This window comes from Synechococcus sp. WH 8016 (assembly GCF_000230675.1).
In the GTDB taxonomy this organism is placed as follows: domain Bacteria; phylum Cyanobacteriota; class Cyanobacteriia; order PCC-6307; family Cyanobiaceae; genus Synechococcus_C.
The window spans coordinates 663,075-682,133 of the sequence record NZ_AGIK01000001.1; the positions used below are offsets into that span (position 1 = coordinate 663,075).

The 19,059-nt window shown below is 54.6% G+C and carries 21 protein-coding genes; 9 read left to right on the forward strand and 12 right to left on the reverse strand.

What is annotated here, in order from left to right; all coding sequences use genetic code 11:
- Window positions 1-52: 52 nt before the first annotated feature.
- Window positions 53-2,134 carry a DNA primase gene (dnaG, locus tag SYN8016DRAFT_RS03475; protein ID WP_038013733.1) on the reverse strand — a complete coding sequence of 694 codons (2,082 nt, stop codon included), beginning with the start codon at window positions 2,132-2,134 and terminating at the stop codon, window positions 53-55.
- A 103-nt stretch (window positions 2,135-2,237) separates the two neighbouring features.
- On the opposite strand from dnaG, the gene SYN8016DRAFT_RS03480 reads away from it, so the two are divergent.
- Window positions 2,238-3,152: a DMT family transporter gene (locus SYN8016DRAFT_RS03480; protein ID WP_006852873.1), complete on the forward strand. Its 915-nt coding sequence runs from the start codon at window positions 2,238-2,240 to the stop codon at window positions 3,150-3,152.
- 18 nt (window positions 3,153-3,170) lie between these two features.
- Here SYN8016DRAFT_RS03480 and SYN8016DRAFT_RS03485 read toward each other — a convergent pair whose 3' ends face one another.
- Window positions 3,171-3,644: a hypothetical protein gene (locus SYN8016DRAFT_RS03485; RefSeq protein WP_006852874.1), complete on the reverse strand. Its 474-nt coding sequence runs from the start codon at window positions 3,642-3,644 to the stop codon at window positions 3,171-3,173.
- A 624-nt stretch (window positions 3,645-4,268) separates the two neighbouring features.
- Here SYN8016DRAFT_RS03485 and SYN8016DRAFT_RS15920 point away from each other — a divergent pair.
- Window positions 4,269-4,403 (forward strand): hypothetical protein, encoded by a 135-nt coding sequence (locus tag SYN8016DRAFT_RS15920; RefSeq protein ID WP_255444974.1) that lies wholly within the window; start codon window positions 4,269-4,271, stop codon window positions 4,401-4,403.
- Between the two features lie 361 nt (window positions 4,404-4,764).
- On the opposite strand, the gene SYN8016DRAFT_RS14860 is transcribed toward SYN8016DRAFT_RS15920, so the two are convergent.
- On the reverse strand, window positions 4,765-4,890 hold the full coding sequence (locus SYN8016DRAFT_RS14860; protein ID WP_006852876.1) for a hypothetical protein: 126 nt from the start codon (window positions 4,888-4,890) through the stop codon (window positions 4,765-4,767).
- Between SYN8016DRAFT_RS14860 and SYN8016DRAFT_RS15615 the strand changes: the two genes are divergently transcribed.
- Window positions 4,889-5,098 (forward strand): hypothetical protein, encoded by a 210-nt coding sequence (locus SYN8016DRAFT_RS15615; RefSeq protein WP_038013252.1) that lies wholly within the window; start codon window positions 4,889-4,891, stop codon window positions 5,096-5,098. The genes SYN8016DRAFT_RS14860 and SYN8016DRAFT_RS15615 overlap by 2 nt on opposite strands.
- 102 nt (window positions 5,099-5,200) lie before the next feature.
- Here the strand turns inward: SYN8016DRAFT_RS15615 and SYN8016DRAFT_RS03500 are convergent, their stop codons facing one another.
- A complete protein-coding gene (locus SYN8016DRAFT_RS03500) occupies window positions 5,201-5,722 on the reverse strand; it encodes a nuclear transport factor 2 family protein (RefSeq protein ID WP_006852878.1) in 522 nt (173 codons plus the stop codon).
- Between the two features lie 156 nt (window positions 5,723-5,878).
- Between SYN8016DRAFT_RS03500 and SYN8016DRAFT_RS16005 the strand changes: the two genes are divergently transcribed.
- From SYN8016DRAFT_RS16005 to SYN8016DRAFT_RS15925, 3 genes are all read left to right on the forward strand, one after another.
- Window positions 5,879-6,067, forward strand: coding sequence for a hypothetical protein (locus tag SYN8016DRAFT_RS16005; RefSeq protein ID WP_159098290.1), 189 nt, complete (start codon window positions 5,879-5,881; stop codon window positions 6,065-6,067).
- Window positions 6,068-6,084: 17 nt separating this feature from the next.
- A complete protein-coding gene (locus SYN8016DRAFT_RS14865; protein ID WP_141561338.1) occupies window positions 6,085-6,285 on the forward strand; it encodes a hypothetical protein in 201 nt (66 codons plus the stop codon).
- A gap of 286 nt (window positions 6,286-6,571) precedes the next feature.
- The gene (locus SYN8016DRAFT_RS15925; RefSeq protein WP_006852879.1) at window positions 6,572-6,703 is read left to right on the forward strand and encodes a hypothetical protein; all 132 of its coding nucleotides are present in this window, start codon (window positions 6,572-6,574) and stop codon (window positions 6,701-6,703) included.
- A 287-nt stretch (window positions 6,704-6,990) separates the two neighbouring features.
- Here SYN8016DRAFT_RS15925 and SYN8016DRAFT_RS03505 read toward each other — a convergent pair whose 3' ends face one another.
- On the reverse strand, window positions 6,991-7,482 hold the full coding sequence (locus tag SYN8016DRAFT_RS03505; protein ID WP_253909775.1) for a hypothetical protein: 492 nt from the start codon (window positions 7,480-7,482) through the stop codon (window positions 6,991-6,993).
- A gap of 890 nt (window positions 7,483-8,372) precedes the next feature.
- Between SYN8016DRAFT_RS03505 and ruvA the strand changes: the two genes are divergently transcribed.
- From ruvA to SYN8016DRAFT_RS03525, 3 genes are read left to right on the forward strand one after another with little or no spacing between them, the layout of a single operon-like run.
- Complete coding sequence (gene ruvA / locus SYN8016DRAFT_RS03515) at window positions 8,373-9,032, forward strand: Holliday junction branch migration protein RuvA (protein WP_006852883.1); 660 nt, start codon at window positions 8,373-8,375, stop codon at window positions 9,030-9,032.
- A 56-nt stretch (window positions 9,033-9,088) separates the two neighbouring features.
- Window positions 9,089-9,358: a 30S ribosomal protein S15 gene (gene rpsO / locus SYN8016DRAFT_RS03520; RefSeq protein WP_006852884.1), complete on the forward strand. Its 270-nt coding sequence runs from the start codon at window positions 9,089-9,091 to the stop codon at window positions 9,356-9,358.
- 28 nt (window positions 9,359-9,386) lie between these two features.
- The gene (locus SYN8016DRAFT_RS03525) at window positions 9,387-9,803 is read left to right on the forward strand and encodes a PAM68 family protein (RefSeq protein ID WP_038013257.1); all 417 of its coding nucleotides are present in this window, start codon (window positions 9,387-9,389) and stop codon (window positions 9,801-9,803) included.
- 9 nt (window positions 9,804-9,812) lie between these two features.
- On the opposite strand, the gene SYN8016DRAFT_RS03530 is transcribed toward SYN8016DRAFT_RS03525, so the two are convergent.
- From SYN8016DRAFT_RS03530 to carA, 7 genes are all read right to left on the reverse strand, one after another.
- Entirely contained in the window at window positions 9,813-13,334 is a 3,522-nt protein-coding gene (locus SYN8016DRAFT_RS03530) for a DNA polymerase III subunit alpha (RefSeq protein ID WP_006852886.1), read from the reverse strand.
- Between the two features lie 87 nt (window positions 13,335-13,421).
- Window positions 13,422-14,885: an Asp-tRNA(Asn)/Glu-tRNA(Gln) amidotransferase subunit GatA gene (gatA, locus tag SYN8016DRAFT_RS03535; protein ID WP_006852887.1), complete on the reverse strand. Its 1,464-nt coding sequence runs from the start codon at window positions 14,883-14,885 to the stop codon at window positions 13,422-13,424.
- Window positions 14,886-14,928: 43 nt separating this feature from the next.
- Window positions 14,929-15,174, reverse strand: a complete 246-nt coding sequence (locus tag SYN8016DRAFT_RS03540) for a DUF1816 domain-containing protein (protein WP_006852888.1) — start codon at window positions 15,172-15,174, stop codon at window positions 14,929-14,931.
- A 55-nt stretch (window positions 15,175-15,229) separates the two neighbouring features.
- The gene (gene rlmB / locus SYN8016DRAFT_RS15690; RefSeq protein WP_006852889.1) at window positions 15,230-17,059 is read right to left on the reverse strand and encodes a 23S rRNA (guanosine(2251)-2'-O)-methyltransferase RlmB; all 1,830 of its coding nucleotides are present in this window, start codon (window positions 17,057-17,059) and stop codon (window positions 15,230-15,232) included.
- A gap of 14 nt (window positions 17,060-17,073) precedes the next feature.
- A complete protein-coding gene (locus SYN8016DRAFT_RS03550) occupies window positions 17,074-17,478 on the reverse strand; it encodes a ribonuclease III domain-containing protein (RefSeq protein WP_006852890.1) in 405 nt (134 codons plus the stop codon).
- On the reverse strand, window positions 17,475-17,831 hold the full coding sequence (locus SYN8016DRAFT_RS03555) for an STAS domain-containing protein (protein ID WP_071778017.1): 357 nt from the start codon (window positions 17,829-17,831) through the stop codon (window positions 17,475-17,477). Before SYN8016DRAFT_RS03555 ends, SYN8016DRAFT_RS03550 begins: the two co-directional genes overlap by 4 nt.
- A gap of 85 nt (window positions 17,832-17,916) precedes the next feature.
- A complete protein-coding gene (gene carA / locus SYN8016DRAFT_RS03560; protein WP_006852892.1) occupies window positions 17,917-19,056 on the reverse strand; it encodes a glutamine-hydrolyzing carbamoyl-phosphate synthase small subunit in 1,140 nt (379 codons plus the stop codon).
- Window positions 19,057-19,059 lie beyond the last annotated feature (3 nt).

A 19,059-nucleotide genomic window follows, 5' to 3' on the forward strand; every position in this document is an offset into this window, starting at 1 on the left:
AAGGTGATCGCCTTTGATTGATTCAAGGACTACCAACCCATACACCCATCCATCAAGCCGCTGGCGGTATCGATTCAGGGGGAGTAGCAACAACCACCTCATAGCCAGCACAGCGTTGTTGATCAAGATGCTGAATATGCTTCCTCTCGGAGTAATAAAGCTCTTGCAATCGAAGCGCATCCGCATTCAATTGTTCAAACATCTCCTGAATACGACCTTCCATATCCACTCCCTCTGCCGTTGCTGTCTGCTCTTGTTCGTTAGCAATCAGCGAAGCAATGCAACGTTCCAGCGTCTCAAGCCGTTGCCCCCCCCAAGCCTCCAGCAAGTGTCGGCAGCGTTTATGACTCTTTTGCCGCTCCAAAATGGCCGCGGTACCGCGTAACACGTCCATGGGACGCGCCAACGCCAAACGCTGCAGCTCCGCGGGTTCCAAAAGCGGCGTCAACTTGGCCACCAACGCACTGTTTTCCAGCAGCAGCTGATCGGTGAGCAAGCGAGGCAGATCAAGATCGGCTAGTTCATGTCCTGGATCCTTCCCCCGACTGATCGACTCCAGCCGACCGGAGCCGATGTTGCCTTCTTCAAGATCGGTAATCGCAGACCACAACAGACGATGGTGCTGAAGAGCGAAGTCTTCCAACTCCCGTTGGCGTAATTCACAACGCACCTGGGAGCGGTGCATCGGACAGTGCAAGTAGATGCGCAAGATCTCGGCTTCACAACGCTCTCGTTGGCTGACTTCACCAGCCTTTTCATGCCGGGCTGAACGTCCATGCCAGCGCTGACCTTGCACCTGTTGGCGTAAATCCTGCTCCAGCTGCAACGCCAATCGGCCTTGACCACCGCTTAACCGCTCCGCAACTTGCTGGAGGTAGTGCGTGCGAATCGCTGATTGAGGCAGCTTGCCTAACAGCTCCACCAACCCGCTAACAGCTTGTTGGAATTGATCAGCCTTGGTGAGATCACGGTCTTCCAGCACCTGTTCGATCTGCCAATCAAGCCAAAGCGGTGCCTGATCCAGCAGGGCGCGATAGTCCCCAGCTCCGTGATCCTTTAAGTACTCATCTGGATCCTTCCCCGAGGGGGTGTGGAGGACTCGCAACTCCAATTGTCCTTGCAGCGCAAGCTGCTCCACCTCACCGATGGCCCGGTTGGCAGCTCGGATCCCCGCACGATCGGCATCAAAGTTGAGAACGATGCGTTTGCCGTCACTGCACCGACAGAGTTGGGTGATTTGCTGTCCGCTGAGGGCGGTGCCCAGCGATGCCACAGCATTGGTGATTCCGGCCGCATGCAAGGCAATGACATCGAAATAGCCCTCCACCACCACAGCGCGATCGTCCTTGCGGATCGCATTGGCCGCCTGATCGAGACCAAAGAGGTGCTTGCCTTTTTCAAAGACCTCTGTTTCAGGTGAATTCAGATACTTCGGATCGCTGCCATCGAGACTTCGACCGCCAAAGCCAATCACCCGTCCCTGCCGATCGCGAATCGGAACGATGACCCGGCCACGGAAGCGGTCATAAAACCCGTTGCCCCCTTTCCTGGGCACCACCAGACCCGCTGACTCAAGCAACTCCGGCGATAACCCCTCAACGTGTTGAAGATGCTTGAGCAATCCGTCCCACTGATCGGGGGCATAGCCGAGCGCGAAGGTCTCCATCGTGGCGTCGCTCAAGCCACGCTGATCGCGCAGATAAGCCAGGGCCTCCGTGCCCGATGCACTCTTCAGCTGACTGCGAAACCAGCCTGAAGCGAGAGCCAAGGCACGATGGAGATGATCACGCCTGGAGAGTTGTTGACGGAGACGCTCCTGTTGAGGACCATCCACCGTTTCCACCGGCAGTTGATAACGACGCGCCAGATCTAGAACAACGTCGCTGAAGCTCTGCCGCTGAAACTCCATCAAAAATTTGATGGAATTGCCGCCCGCTCCGCAGGAGAAGCAGTAATAAAACTGCTTTTGCGGCGATACCGTCATCGACGGCTTGCTGTCGTCATGAAACGGGCAAACGCCAACGAATTCGCGTCCCTTTTTTTTGAGCACCACGTGCTCACCCACCACATCAACGATGTCGGCACGCTCTTTAACAGCGTCGATGGTGCGGGGGTGAAGACGGGGCATCGCCATCACACCATTCTGCGAGGCCCGACGCCGTTCTGGCTGTTCGGCGTGATGCGCCATGGCTGTTTAGCGCGATGCGCCATGGTTGGCAGGTGTCGTCGAAACCACCATGCAGGGGCTGTTAGGCGCGATACGAGGCAGCCAATCCGCTCGAGAATGGCGAGCCTGCGGAGCCCTGATCGCCTGTGCTTTGGCGTTCAGTTTGATGACCGTTTGCGTGAAACACCTGGGTGGACGGCTGCCCGTGGCGGAAGTGGTGCTGGTGCGCTCCCTCATCAGCATTGCCATCACCCTGGCCATGTTGCGTCGTCTCAAGGTCTCACCGTGGGGAGAGCAACGAGGCTTGTTGTTGGTCCGTGGGGGATTGGGGACTGCAGCCTTGTTGTGCTTCTTTGAGGCCCTGGCTCGGCTACCACTCGCGGCAGCAACCCTGCTGCAATACACCTACCCAACACTGACGGCACTCGCAGCATGGCTGCTTCTGGGCGAGCCGGTCCGGCGCCGGATCGGCATCGCTGTGTTGTTAGGCCTGTTGGGGGTCATGTTGGTGGTCCAACCGCAATGGGTGGGCAGCCCGATGGGAAGCCTGCCCGCCATGGCAGCACTGATTGGCCTAGGTGGCGCCTTGCTAACGGCCCTGGCCTACGTGAGTGTGCGCCAGCTATCGGTACGAGAGCACCCTCTCGTCATCGTCTTCTACTTTCCCTTGGTATCGGTGCCCGCCACTCTGCCCTTGCTCTGGGGGCAAGCCGCGCTTTGGCCCAATCCAACCGAGTGGCTCTGGCTGATCGGGGTTGGATTGTTTACGCAGCTCGGGCAGATCTGGTTAACCGAAGGCCTATCCGCACTACCGGCAGCCCGGGCCACCTCGATCAATTACGTCCAAGTGGTGTTTGCGTCACTGTGGGGCGTGCTGTTTTTTGCAGAACCGATTACGGGCGCCGTGGTGCTTGGAGCCTTATGCGTTTTGGGGGCCACGCTGATCAGCCTGAGTGCCAGGAGTGCTCGAAAAGCTGAAACCTGAATGTATCCGCCTGAACAATCAAGGCGAATCGATGGGCAAGGGATGGGTGATCCAGTCTTGAGAGGTTCCATCGCTCGAACCAACCGGTTGGGCGAGACGCCAACTTTGACCCCGTTCCCCTCGCTCTAAGAACAGCTCGAAAGGACTATCAACACGCACTGAATCAGCGGGAAGCCTCCAATCAAAGCGCCCGGTGAGATGGATGCCACGTTGCTCACCGAGGCGAATCGACTCCTGCTCTTCCACGCGCACACGACTCACTTCAGGCACACCCACAGGCTCCAACTCAAGGGAGCGGGCAATCGCTGTTTGAGTTAATTGAATTTGTAGGCCCAGCGCTTTCAGCAAGACGCCTCGTGGAGGTTGGTCGGATGGTCCGCATCCGGTTAATCCAAGGTTTAGAAGCAACACCACGCAAACAACGAAAAAACCTTGCGTGCAGCGCTTCAGCGCTGTCATCCAAACATTCAGGCTTGGCAGGACAGGCAGCATGAGCAGTTGGGGGTGTTCCGTAACCACGGCATAACTTCGCAGTCCTGCCAATTAATACAGAGCACGATAGTTGCCAATTGGATCACGATTGATGGCCATAGAGCAGTGGCGAAGCATAAAAAATCCGCACGAGGCGGACGAATGCTGAATCATTGCTGAGACAAGACCCAATTACTTTTTCTTGGCAATCCGTACAGATTGAGGATTGAGAGGGCAGGCCAAGGCGTGAAACGGTTTGTGATGACCTTCAAAAATCAAACTCCCCATCGGTTGAGCATGAGCGGTATGGATTTCCATGAGCGAAAGTTTGGCTGCATTCGTTCTACAAACTCGCTGAGCAAGCTGCGATAGGTACAACCGCCCATCCATGCGGTTGCGGGACCACTCTGACAAGGCTGATCGGAGGCTGGAATCAGGAAAAAAGCAATGGTCAGAGGGCCTCTAGGGGAACCAATCAAGACACCACCGCTACACAAGAGAGATGCATGTTTGACCGGTTTTCATCATCGCAATGGATTCAGTTTTGCCGTGTTGATGCCTTTCTTCAACAAAACATCGATCAACACTTGTCTGTAGCCATGCGCTGAATCGTCTAGCTGATGAGGCACGCCATTCCTAATTTCGGTGGTTTCTGCTGTGAAGGCAATGCGCCTTTACACCGATGGCAACGCTGCACGGCTGCCGCAAACTATGGGCATCGAGATCGGAGGCGCTTTGACAGACGACACTCCACCTGAGTTATCAGCAGAAGCAAGCTGACTTCAGGTCCCTGCTCCAACAGTCTCAACAAGACGTGGGTTGTTCCTTTGGTAGGCAATGCCTTGCGCGCCACGCCAATCGATGCTCCAACTGCACCGTCCTAGGTGCCCCAAGGAGAAAACGACCCCACACCTAGAGCCCCGGCCCCAGGTGATCCTGCAGACAGTCGCTTCGCACCACTCTTTCAGTTCACTGTTTTCGATACGAGGTTCAGGCTTCCGCGATACAGATTCACTGATTAATGGTCTGCGATATGCATAAACGAGCGAGTTAGGCCGTCTTTCCTATCCGGGAGGGGCGGCCTCTCTTTATGGATGAGCCGTGGTGATCAACAGCTGGATCCAGGTCTCTGATGCGCAGCTCATCCCCCCCTTCGTTCTCCGAGCACCAAAGGGTTGTTGGCGATCGAAATGCCGAACTCTTCAGCAAATTCAACCACCCTGCACCAGGCGCGGGCGGTCCAATGCAGATAAATCCTGGCGGCCATGCAGATCGCATCCCATCCGTTCAACGTTGACAAGCAGGGACGCTCCGCCAATGTCTCTGCGTTCTTTCTCAGTCTTCAGCAGGGTGTGTATCGCTACAAACAAAACCATGGACATGCAGGATCCTTTGCGCAGCGGCGTCGAGCTGCTGACAAAAGGGAGAGCACGAGCGGCCTGAGAAACCGCTCGTTTTTTTGCTCTGTTTTTTAAGGATAAAAATGGCTGACTAACAGAAGCCGACGAGACAGGTTTCTAAGCATCAACTAAACGACTGACAAGCCTTTTACATCACACCAAAAAGGAACGGTGAAATTAATGGTTCATGACCTTAAGTAATCGCTCTGGAGCAGTCGGATCAATGGGGAGACCCTTGGGGTTTAAAAGCCCGAGTTGCACCAGCAGTCCAGCCTGATCCCAATAAATGTGCTCGTAGGCCACCTTCTCGTCTTGAAGGCCAACAATGACAACAACAGCGATCGTTACTTTCCGCCCGGTGGGTTCCACTGCAGGAAGGAGGTGTTCGATTTTCTGGGTATGGGTAAATTTGATCACAACCTCATCCACGAGGCGCTCTCCATCAATGGTTCGTGACACCGGCACGAATTCTGCATCGGGTGGAAAGAACTGGCCGATTAACTGTTCTGCATAAAAGCGACGAACGCCTTCTTGACCCACTCCGCCTGAACCGGAACCAAGGTTAAGGAGATGCGGACTATCCACCATGGTTTCCATGGTGGCATCCAAATCTGCTGCAAGCTCTGCCTGCACGTGCGCATCAAACAGTTCAGAGGCAAGGAGGTGACCAGCTTCAACAGATGCGATTACTTTTGACATGGCACACCACTATCAATTGTTTTAAAAACGTAGCTCTAGCTTCGCCTCCCCGTCAGCTCGCTACGGATTCAGCCCCCTAGCGTTTCACCCCATCTCGGGTGCCCAGCCTGAGCTGCTCTGCCAGGTGGGTGCCCATAGCTTGCAAGTCTTGGTGAGGTGCTGACCCTGCTGCAGCTGCTGCTGCCGGATGTTGCAAGCAACCAGCGTGTGGCAGTGCTGATCAACACCATGCCTGAAGTGCTGGCACGCCACGCACACACTGGAACACCGGCAGTTCTGCAGCTCCCGATCATCCACATAGCTCCACTCCTCCATAACCCCCTCGCCTTAGTACTGGAGTACTAGCCTAAAGGGTGGAAGTCGTGGTGCTGGAGTCCGCAACAGCCACCCCCTCACGAGACACGCTGAACGCAGGCAAAGATTTGCCGGAGCGAACCCACCACACCGGCGCTGGTGAACGCCCAACCAGAGACAACGACCAGGCGATGAAGCAGCAGTCAAAACAAACAGGCAAAAGAAAACCCCGCCAAAGGCGGGGTCTCTCGGCTTCTTATCGGGCGTGATTCCTTGTTTCCACTCCGTGAAGAAGCCCTCCTCACAAATCAATTGTGCTTTGCGATTGGCACTGTGCCACTTTCTGCCAACACTTAGGTGACTGTCACAAGATTTCTGTTTTTAATAGTCCCGTCAACCCTGACAAAGGATTGACTCCTCACACCCCCCAAAGAAGGCTTCGTCGCCTTCTTTTTTTATGCCTGCTGCCTGGAGACCCACAAGCAAAACGGCCGGGCTTTACCTTTCGTTACAAATGACCTAAGCTTTGTTGCATAACGAAAAGAGCCTGATCCGATGACCGATTACTCAACCGCCATCTTTGGCCTGATCGCCTTCACCGGAATCGTTTCCGCTGCCGTGGTTTACATCCTTGCCCAGCCTTCCGATCTGCCAGTCGTGAAGAAAGCAAAAGCAGCTCAAAGCTGAGTCCCCTACAGAACACTCTTACCGGTTCAACCCATGAACACTCAAGATCTTCTCGTGCTTCTTGTGAGCTTCGGGACCGCCTGCTTCGCTCTCAATATCTACAAATTGAATCAAGCGCCTCAACAGTGAGCTTTTCAAAGCTTCACCAGGTTGCCATTACATGTAAAGCGTTCCTTGGACGGGATCTGCAAACGTATGTCGCTTGAGGGAGCGATCTTCCAATAAATAAAAAAAGATCTCTTTGGAAAGAGATCTTTTTTTATGCCGGAAATTTCTTTTAAGTCGCGTTAGCCGAGCCAACTTAAAAGCACCTGCTTCAGAGAAGGAATGCTCCATTGCTGCAGCTCTTCATCTGCCGCCCACTGAATAGCCCGAACCCGTTCTTCTGGGTAATGAAAGGCCTCAGTGATCTTTCGAAAAAGAGCAAGCTCTTGGGCATTGATGTCTGTCAAATCATCTTGATCTCTGGAGACCATGGCCGTGAGATAGGCCAGTTTGACGGCAAGATCTCGTTCTTCCTTTGACTGCAGTGCACTCAAGCGCTTGAAAAGATCATCATGCTCAATCCGCTGAGTGCTTCCCCTTGCCACGCTGATGTTGCGTGACGGCGATGAATAACCTTCAACCAAACGGTTTTTCAAGGCATCACGATCTTCCTGAAGGCCATGGCTATCAATAAGAGACAGGATCAATTCCTCTTCTTCCTCAGACATTGAGCCATCACAGTAGGCAACCTCCTGGACAAGCTGAAGCAGGGTTATGGAGCTACTCTCGTTCATCTTCAAGGCGTCTTCTTCCCGACCTTCTAGCATCATCTCTTCGTAAAATGGAGCCCCGTAATCGACATTGAGGATTGGGAGGGGGACACTACATTTGCCAAGAAGGGCGGCGATCCCCTACACCATGGATGCCGCACAGATCCAGACCGCTTAAGGAAGGCAAAGACTTGGCATTGCAGTGATCACACTGATTCGTGAGTTGCTTCTTCCCATCAGCCAGCCGAAGAAAGCTTTGGCCAAAAGAAAACCCCGCCAAAGGCAGGGTTTCTCGACTTCTTAACAGGCGTGTTGCCTTGTTTCCACTCCGCGAAGAAGTCCTCCTCACATCAGCATTGCGAATGAAGAAGAACAGCGTGCAAGACACGTCTTGTCACTTGTTGGATTGCCACAAAGCCTGAGCCTTGACCTATAAAGAACGTGTCAACTCCTGACAAAGGATTGACTCCTCACACCCCCCAAGGAAGGCATCAAACACCTTCTTTTTTTATGCGGTGACCCATCCATCTCATGAGCCCTTGCCGCCGTAGGCCTGCATGGCTTGAAAACTCCAAAAGAGCGCTCTTCGCGAGCAAATCTCCACAGACATCGAAACAAACAAGTCTCTACGTGTCAGTTAGTTGACTGAGTGGGACATTCTTCATAAGGATGGATGCGGCCATCTCCTCACAAGATTTGGCTCCTCACACCCCCCAAAGAAGGCTTCATCGCCTTCTTTTTTTTGCCCGTCATTGCAACGAAGCACCCCCCTGTGTGCTCTTGCAATCCATCATTGGCGCGCCGCGATCAAGCACGGTCGCTTCCTCAAGCTCAAGACGGGTGGTTGACTTATCTGATGACTGTCCCCAGGTCATGCCCACAGAAGCCTCGATGGGGCCATTGAAAGAACTCGCATGATCGGCTGGCTACAAGGAGAACGCATCGAACACTGGAGTCAGGGCGGACGTCAGGGATTGGTTATTGCCTGCGCAGGTGTGGGCTATGAGGTACAACTGGCTTCGAGGTACCTACAACCTCTCTCCGCAGGGACAACTTGCACCGTCTGGATTCATCAGGTGCAAAGGGACGATGGCTCGAGTTTGTTTGGCTTCCCAGATCGCAGAGAGAGAGATCTGTTTCGCGTTCTGATCAGCGTGAATGGGGTCGGTCCTCAAGTGGGGCTGGCGTTGCTGGAGAGCTGCAGCGCTGCCGAGTTGATTGAAGCGATCATCGATGGAGACCTGCGACGCCTCACCCAAGCGCAGGGCGTAGGCAAACGCACAGCAGAACGCCTTGCGGTGGAACTTCGCGATCGACTGGGTGCATGGAGTGCAGATCAAGACAATGATCGTTCCGACCTCTCCCTTGTGGACAGAAGTGATCTCAAATCGCTGCCGATTGATCCCGACCCCCTGCAGGATTTACAGCTCACCCTCAGCACACTCGGATATGAGGATTTAGAGATCCGCCGCGCGATGCGCGCTGTGACCAATGGAGAAGACGTCCCGGCATCGGATGACGGGGATGGGTGGTTACGCGCAAGCCTGCGTTGGTTGAACCGCCCTTCGTCCTAATCGTGACCATGAAGAGGTAAATTAGTTGTTTGCACAAGTAGGGCCGGACGCTTCGCATGTCGCTCGATACAACTGAAAAGCAGCAACTCATCAACAGCCACCAAACCCACGCCACCGACACCGGATCGGCAGAAGTTCAGGTCGCCATGCTGAGCGAGCGCATCTCGAAGCTCAGCAGTCATCTTCAGCAAAACATCCACGATTATTCGTCCCGCCAGGGGCTGCTCAAGATGATTGGTCGTCGCAAGCGTCTGCTTGGCTACGTCCGAGGCAAGAGTGAGCAGCGCTACAGCGATCTCATTTCTAAGCTTGGAATCCGCGGCTAAGCAAGCTGCACAGGATTTCAGGGACCCCATGGCTGATCGACGCAACTCTCTGCCCTTCGAGCCGCGCCGGTCAGCAGAAGGATCGAAAGCACAATCCAAATCCAAACGATCTGCCTCTCAATCAGGAAGCAGTCAACCCATTCCCAAGTCTGTTGCCAACCGAATGGCACGACGCGTGGCGATCGCCACAGGCATCCCTTCAATCATGGGAATGGGTGTTTTCGTTGGAAGTTATTTCCTGGTCTCACGTCAGATCATGGATGTTCCCCCTGGGATCACCTTGCTGGCCTCTGGAGGTTTCTTTTTGTTGGGACTAGGGGGTCTCAGCTATGGCGTTTTATCAGCCAGTTGGGAACAGAATGCAGGGACCTTGCTGGGACTCGAGCACATCAAGCCCAACATCCAGAGAATGCGCGAATCCATTCGTGCTCAAAAGCAGACCTAAATCAGCGCCTTAATTCAGGAGAGGTTCGCTGCATGTCACGTTGAAGGACTTCTCTTGAAGATGAAGAGCGGCTTCAGAGGCATCGCGAACACAAAATTGTGGTCCAAGACGCACATAACGAACCGTATTTCCTTGGCGCACTGCGGCAACAACCGGGACTCTGACGCCTAACTGTTCCTGATCTGGGCGGTAGGCCTGAAGGCATTCGCGCAATTTGTGTTGTACAGCCACATCACTGGCCTGTTCTGGATCAAGTTCCACCATCAGTAAACGCAGATCATCAATCGCTCGACAGTCATCCACGATCAATTGGACCCGCTCGTCGCGGCGATCCACGGCGGCCCAAACCAACAAACGAGCCTCCGCCATCAGGTGATCAGCCAAACGGGCATAGCTTTTAGGGAAGACCACCGCTTCACAGGATCCAGTGAGGTCTTCCAAGGTCAACACCGCCATTCGATCCCCTTTGCGAGTGGTGACCTGACGCATCTCACTCACCATCGCAATCGCACTGACCTTGGCTTTGTCGGCTTGTTCTTCCAAACTGCCGAGGCCGATAGGGGCCAAAAGTTTCGCCGGAGCAGTGAGCTGTTTTAACGGGTGATCGGAGAGATAGAAACCAACAAGGTCCTTCTCAAGCCTGAGCTTTTCAGTGGGGTGGTAATCCTTCACCGGAGGAGCCTTGGGCGCCAAGCTGAGGTCAGTTCCTGCCTCATCAGCGCCCTCACTGGACGCTGCCATCAAATCAAACAAGTTGCCCTGTCCGCTGGCGCGATCTTTGGCCCTGGACGTAGCCCAATCAAGAAGAAGGTCTAAATCAGCCATCAGTTGAGCCCGATTCGCCTCGGGCTCAAGAGCATCCATCGCTCCGCAATGGATCAGCGACTCCATACTTCTGCGATTAAGCACCGCAGAGGGAAGACGATCACAGAGATCAGCAAGGGATTGGAATGGCCCCTCTGATTCCCTAGAGCCAATCACGGCGCGAATCGCGCCATCACCAAGATTGCGAACAGCTGACAACCCAAACAGGATGCGATCACCCTTAGGAGTGAAATCAATCCCAGATGCATTGATATCTGGAGGCATCACTTCGATGCCCATTGCGTTGCAATTGGAGATATAGCGTTGAACTTTGTCGCTGGCTCCAGCATTCACTGTGAGCAAGGCGGCCATGTAAGCCACCGGATAATGCGCTTTTAGATACGCAGTTTGATAAGTAACAGCTCCGTAGGCCGTGGAGTGGCTTTTGTTAAAACAGTATTCAGCAAAGAGAACCATTTGGTCAAAGAGTTCGTCAGCGATTTTCTTATCCACACCACGATCGGAAGCACCTTGCACAAAGATTCCACGATGTTTCTGCATTTCCGACACCTTTTTCTTACCCATGGCGCGACGAAGTAAATCCGCTTCTCCCAATGAATAGCCAGCCATATCCTGAGCAATTTTCATGATTTGCTCTTGATAAACCATGATCCCGTAGGTTTCTTGAAGGATCGGCTCAATCGAGTGATGCGCGAAATCAATCGCCTCACGACCATGCTTGCGGTTAATAAATTTTGGAATCAGTCCTGCGTCTAAAGGACCAGGACGATAAAGAGCCAAAATCGAGGAAATATCCTCTAAAGATGAGGGCTTGAGATCGCGAACGATTTGACGCATCCCCGTTGATTCCAGCTGAAAAATGCCTTCTAAGTCGCCACGAGCAAGCAAGGCATACGTTTCAGGATCTTCAAGCGGAAGCTTATCTGGATCAACTCTTTCTCCAATCGTGGTAGCAACAAGCTCCAGAGTTTTATCAATCATCGTGAGATTTTTCAGACCCAGGAAGTCCATCTTCAGAAGCCCCATCGACTCCACATCTTCCATGAAATATTGAGTAATAACCTGTCCATCGTTATTTCTCTGCAGGGGAACAAGTTCATCCAGAGGATCCGCTGCAATCACAACTCCAGCAGCATGCACTCCGTAGGTTTTATTCGTCCCTTCCATGCGCATTGCCATGTCGACCCAACGCTTAACGACAGGATCTTTCTTGTACTTTTCGCGAAATTCAGGATTGGGAGATTCCTCACCGATCATGGCTGCCAATTTCGCTGGCTTGCCGCGTACGACAGGAATCAACTTTGCGAGTCGATCTGCATCGCCATAGGGAATATCAAGAACCCTTGCCACATCTTTTAGAACCGCCTTGGACGTCATGCGGTTAAAAGTAATGATCTGAGCCACCTTGTCTTCGCCATAACGGCGCGTGACATAGTCGATCACTTCACCCCGGCGTTCGATACAGAAGTCGGTGTCAATATCAGGCATCGACTTCCGTTCTGGATTCAGGAATCGCTCGAACAACAGGCCATTCTTCACGGGATCGATATTGGTAATTCCAAGCGCATAGGCCACCAATGACCCCGCCGCTGATCCACGCCCCGGTCCAACGGGAATTCCCTGCTCTCGCGCAAAGCGGATGTAATCCCACACCACAAGGAAATAGGTAGGGAATCCCATCTGTTCCATGATTTTTAATTCATGGGAGAGACGATCTCCATAGATCGGATCAATGGCTGTTTCGGAATCAATCTCCAATCGGTTGCGTAAACCCTGCTCCGTCACTTCCTGGAGATAACTCACAGGAGTGTGTGGCTCTGGGATTGGGAAACGCGGCATCTGATACCGGCCAAGAATGTCGTAATCCTCAACTTTCTCTGCAACTTGTACAGTGTTACTAATTGCTTCCAACACCACATCTGGCTCAAGATGGTCAGCAAAGAGCCGTGACATCTCCTCTTCACTTTTAAGATATTCTGTGCCGGTGTAACGCAACCTTTTAACATCGCTAATCAGCTTGCCGGTGAGAACACACAGCAAAGCGTCATGCGCTTCTACATCGTTACGCGTAAGGTAATGAGCATCATTGGTAGCGATCAGGCGAATTCCAAGTTCCTTGGCAATCTGAACAATTCCAACATTGACAATGCGATCTTCAGGTGAGCCGTGGTCCTGAATTTCCAGGTAAAAATCATCGCCAAAGACGTCCTGATACCAACGGGCCACATCACGGGCTACATCCAGACGATCACGCATAATCGCCTGAGGAATTTCACCACCAAGGCAAGCGGTGGCAACGATTAAACCTTCGCCATATTGCTTCAGCAATTGTTTATCAACACAGGCACGGGAAAAAATTCCTCGCCCTCGCATTCCACGCAGGTGGCTGATGCTGGTGAGCTTCACCAAGTTGCGGTAACCAGTGGCATTCTTCGCCAGCACCACGAGGTGATATCGGCGCTCCTTCTTAGGTTGAGGGTCATCAATGGAACCGTTGATGACATACATCTCATTGCCGATGATCGGCTTGATGCCTGCTCCTTTGCACAACTTGAGAAGCTCTACGGCTCCGTACATCACGCCGTGATCCGTGAGTGCCAGTGCCGGCATCCCTAACTCTTTGGCACGTTCAACCATCTGAGGAAGCTGCGAGGCGCCGTCCAAAAGGCTGTAATCGCTGTGGTTGTGAAGGGGAACAAATGCCATACCCCTAGCGTAAACGCATGCGCAAGATATGGGGGTATCAACCCCTGCACGCACCACATGCAGGGGGTTAAGACCCTTTGCTACGGATCAAGCAGGGATAAAGCTGCCCTCGGGGCGTCGGGCCATCACATCCGCACTCTGCTCGTACTGGTGGGCCACTTGGAGAAGCAAAGGTTCCTCGAGCACATTGCCAATCAGTTGAACCCCGATCGGCAGCCCCTCGCTGTCGAATCCACAAGGCACGTTGATGGCCGGTAGACCCGCCAAATTGGCAGGAATCGTCAGTAGATCCGCCAGGTACATCGCCAAGGGATCGTCTGCATGGGCACCAGCGGCAAAGGCTGTGGACGGAGCCGTGGGGGTTAACAACACATCCACGGAGGCAAAGGCCGTCTCGAAGTCCCGACGGATCAAGGTACGAACCTGCTGGGCCTTGCGGTAGTAAGCGTCCACATACCCAGCGGAAAGGGCATAGGTGCCAATCAAGATGCGCCGTTGCACCTCACTACCAAAGCCTTCGGCTCGGCTTTGCGCCGTCATCGCAGCAAGGCTGGAGGCATCCTCAGCTCGGAAGCCGTATTTCACGCCGTCGTAGCGAGCCAAATTGGCTGAGGCTTCGGATGGGGCGATGACGTAATACGTGGCGATGCCGTCGTTAAAACGAGGGCAGCTCACATCCACGAGCTCGGCCCCTAGAGACTGCAAGAGATCGGCGGCGGCAAGCACCGACGCTTTGACCTGCGGGTCGAGTCCTTCCTGGTCAAAGCACTCGCGCACCACTCCGATACGAAGCCCACTCACGGAGCGTCCGAGACGATCGCGGTAATTGGGCACAGGAGCCTTGAGGCAGGTGGAATCTCGCGGATCTTCCCCAGCGATCGCTTGCAGCAGTTCAGCTGCATCCGAGACGGATGTCGCAAAGGGACCCACTTGGTCCAGCGAGCTGGCAAAGGCCACCAACCCATAACGACTCACACGGCCATAAGTGGGCTTTAAACCCACCACGCCACAGAAGGATGCTGGCTGTCGGATGGATCCACCTGTATCGGACCCCAGGGAGGCCATGCATTCGCCTGCGGCGACGGCTGCTGCACTTCCCCCAGAACTGCCTCCAGGCACGTGGCCCGTATTCCAAGGATTGGCGGTTGGTCCAAAGGCGGATGTTTCGGTTGAGCCGCCCATGGCGAACTCATCCAAATTGGTCTTTCCGATCAGAACCGCTCCTGCGCGCCAGAGGCGATCAGTCACGGTGGATTCATAGGGCGGAACAAAGGACTCCAGCATCCGGCTGGAGCAGGTTGTGCGAATTCCTTTTGTACAGAGGTTGTCCTTGATGGCGACTGGCACACCCGCTAAGGGAGGCAGGTCCTCTCCTGCCGCTCGCGCTTCATCCAAGCGATCCGCATCCGCGCGAGCTCGATCGGCTGTGACCTCCAAAAAGGCATGGACACTTGGATCAACTGCCTCGATTCGGGCCAGATGATGATCAGTTAGCTCCCTGGCGGAGACTTCACCGCGTTCAAGTTGCTGACGCCACTCGGCAATCGCCATCGACAGGATTTGGGTTCCAACAGCGACGCTATCAGCCGCAGGATCAGCCTTGACCGTTGATTGTTAGCGGTTCCGATCTACGGCAACGCAGAACCGAATGATCAATTGACGAAGGTGCTTCTGAAGAAAGGTCATCGAGAAAGGCTGGGAGCACTTGCTCGAGACCATTCTTGGTGACAAAGGGGCCGAACCAATAGGTGACATCAGGCCCATGGGTCTGGACACGAGCCCACCATGCAAAGCCGAGGCCATTGGCGAGACTGCGCAGGGGCCTGATCAAGGGGCTCATGGAAGAGCTGTCGAGGTCAAAGTATTTTGCCTTGCTTCATGACGTTTGGTCGAAATTAGAGATCAATACTCACTGCAAAAGCATCAGGTCCTGACATTTCGGACTCACGCCCTAAATCAAGATTGACCACTGAACCCTCTGAACCCTCCTCAGAAGACTGCTCAGATGACTGCTCTAAAGCCTGCTCAGACAGCTGCTCAGACAGCTGGTCTGAGGGCTGGACAGAGGTTTGTGGAGAAGCCGGTTGTTGAGATGCAGGTTGTTGGGAAGCCGGTTGTTCTGGGGACGGATCCGAGATGGGGGCGTCGCCGGGCTCTGCGCTGGCAGGGGCCGTTGCAAGAGCAGATCCAGCCAATTGGGGCCGGGTAATTCGTGGAGATGGGTTCTGTCCCTTGAGACCCTTCATCCAGCCGCGCCGAGCCACCTCATACACACAAAGGGCTGTGGCAACAGATGCATTCAGGCTGGGGGTGACGCCTCGCAAGGGAATGCGGATCAACTGATCGCAATGACGACGCGTCAACATCGACAGCCCTTGTCCTTCAGAGCCGGTCACAATCACCAGCGGGCCATCCAGATCCACCTCCTCAAGGGTGAGGTCACCTTCCTCAGCCAAGCCGATCACCCGATACCCAGACGATTTCAAGGTTTCAAGGGATCGATTGAGATTGACGACCCGAGCAACGGGTAAGTGCTCAAGGGCACCGGCAGCAACCTTGGCGACAGACCCCGTCAAGCCAGCACTTCTTCGCTGAGGGAGAACCACGCCATGCGCTCCGAGCGCTTCAGCTGAACGCACAATGGCGCCCAAATTATGGGGATCGGTCAGACCATCGAGGGCTAACAACAACGGGGCCTCGTCCAAGGCACTGCATCCCTTCACCAAATCCCCGAGGTCGAAGGTTTCAGCTGCGGCCGTTTGCAAAACAATGCCCTGATGCACAGCGCCACCGGTGAGCTGGCCAAGCCTGGCCCAGGTGACCTCCTCCACCAACACTCCGGACGATTTGGCATCTCTGAGCAGCTGAAGGAATTTCGAAGCACTGCGCAGCTCAGAGGTGCACCAAATGCGATGAATGGGCCTGCCTGCCTCTAGCGCCGCCTGAGTGGCATGACGCCCCCAGAGCAAATCATCGGCCACGGCCTCTGGGGCATGAGGACTCGACTCCCCCCGGGGCTTGTCATCCAAACGTGGGGAAAATCTTTTACCGCCACTCCCACCCTGACCACTCCCAGCCTGGCCACGACGCTCAGCAAAACGTGCTCGACGCTCTCCGTAAGAACGGTCAGAGGAGCGACGATCAAAAGACGGACGGCGATCCGTTGAGCCCGAATCCTTGAAGCGACGATCGGAAAAACGCTGATCGCTGAAAGAGCCTTCAGGCGGACGACTGTCAGAAAACCGGTCTGAGGAGGAGCGATCCGTCAACGACCGATCCCCGCTTGCACGATCGGAGGAACGATCAGAGGAGCGATCGAAGGAAGGGCGGCGGTCACTGGCGCTTGGATCTTTAAAGCGACGCTCTGAAAAACGGCGATCGGAAGGCCGTCTGTCAGAAGACTGTCGGTCAGAAGGCTTTCGCTCGGAGGGCTTTCGGTCGGAAAACTGTCGGTCCGAGGGTCTTCGATCGGAGGAGCGGCGATCAAAAGCCGGTCGACGATCCGTTCCATAGGCGTCGCCAGAACGACGTTCTGAGAAGCGCCGATCCGACGGGCGACGGTCACTGGAACGTCGGTCGCTGCTTCCGTTTTCAGGACGTCCCCCCCAGCTGTCATCTCGATCGCGACGGATGGGTGGTGATCCATCACGAAACGGACGCCGACCGCGTGAACCTGAGCCGCTGCCAGAGCCAGAGGGGGGGCGGCGATCGAATCGTGAGCTCATAGCAGGGGTGGTTATTACAGGACGGTGTCGGTCTCCTCGAGTCGATCCAAGAGCTGCGCAAGCCGCGCCGGATTCTGCAAAAAGAGCCAGCCAATCATTGTCTCAAATCCCGTTGCTCTTCCATAGACACCAGCATCAGCACGCTTGGGTCCCCGGCCAGCCCGATTGCGTCCACGCCTTACGTAATCGCGTTCTTGGTCGGTCAAAAATGGCTCAAGTTTCTCTAACGCAGCGGCTTGTGCATCAGCACGAACGAGAGACACAACGGCTTGGTGTAAGTCCTGAGATCGACCTGGAGTTTTGCAAAATCTCAGTCGATGATGCAGTTCCCAAACAGCATCCCCCAGCCAAGCGAGCTGTAACGATCCAAGATCACGCTCAGGCTCTTGGGGCAACTGAGAACGAATCCAGTCACTCAAGTTGCAAATTGGCTAACAGCCTTATCCAGATCTTCCACGAGGTGGAGAAATTCCTCAAGTCGCACCAACTTGACGGTTTGAACAACGCGGGCATTGCCAACAACGGCAAAACGTCGTTTGGAGTCTTTGCATTGCTTGGCAAATTGAACAAGAACGCCCAAGCCAGAAGAGTCGAGAAAATCAACCTTGACGAGGTCGATCACGGCCGGGGACTTATTCGTTTTCAGCACATCAGTCACGTAGGTCATGAACTGACTCTCGGAATAGGCATCAAGCTGACCGGTGAAATGAAACACCACACAGCCACCCTTTTGCTCGAAGCCACCCCGAAGCGAAACGGTTAATCGCTGCAGTTCAGTAATGGGACCAATCCCCCGGAATTCTGTTGCGATAAATACTAGGGAGATTGGCTCCTTCTCACCACGATCTGATCTCGAATCAACGGCGATCAGCCATCAGGCCCGCAAATCGGGCGAAATGATGATCTGCATCGTGGGGGCCTGGACTGGCTTCAGGGTGATATTGAACGCCAAACACCGGTTGATTCCGATGGGCCAAGGCCGCCACGGTGCGGTCGTTCAAGTTGAAATGCGTCACCTCTACTTGGTCCGCAGGCAAGGACGCTGCATCAAGAGCAAAACCGTGGTTTTGGCTCGTGATTTCCACCTGACCAGTGCTGCCACAAGGGTGGTTGAGGCCACGATGGCCGTAGGCCAACTTGAAGGTTGTGCCCCCGAGGGCCAATCCCAAAATTTGATGCCCCAGGCAGATCCCAAACATCGGCAGCTGCCTGTGCTCCAGAAGATTCCGGGCCAGGGTGATGCCCGATTGCACAGCCGCTGGATCACCAGGTCCGTTGGACAGAAAAACACCTTCAGGCTCGTAGGAGAGCACGGTCTTGATATCGGTGTTACCGGGCAAAACGGTTAGGTCACAGCCGTGGCTAACCAGTCGTTCAAGAATCGCCCGCTTGATCCCGAAATCAATGGCTACAACCCGATAAGGGCGCTCAGGACGCGTTTGGAACCGTTGATCAAACGGGACGCCGCAGGGCTTCGTCCACTTGTAGGCGGTTGGGGTCGACACCTGGTCAGCCAAGTTGAGCCCCTCCATCGAAGGGGCTTGCTTGAGTTCCTCTAAAAGCTCAAGAGCTGGGCGACCATCGCTGCTGATCACGCCGTTCATGGGGCCCAATTCGCGTAGGTGCCTCACCAGAGCTCGGGTATCCACGCCGTGAATTCCGATCACACCGTTTTGCTCCATCCATTCAGGAAGGGATTGTTGACTGCGCCAGTTGCTCGCTTGAGGGGCCAGTTGCCTCACGATCAAGCCCCGGGCGTGAGGTTGATCCGCCTCTTGATCATCTGAATTGACACCCGTATTGCCGATCTCCGGATAGGTAAAGGTGATCAGCTGACCTGAGTAACTGGGATCGGTCAGGACCTCTTGGTATCCCGTCATTCCGGTGTTGAACACCACCTCGCCGATCACGCTGCCGCGCTGACCACAGGCAAAGCCCTCGAGAACCGTGCCGTCCTGCAGGACCAGACGCGCTGTGAATGGGTTAAGAGCGGTCATTAG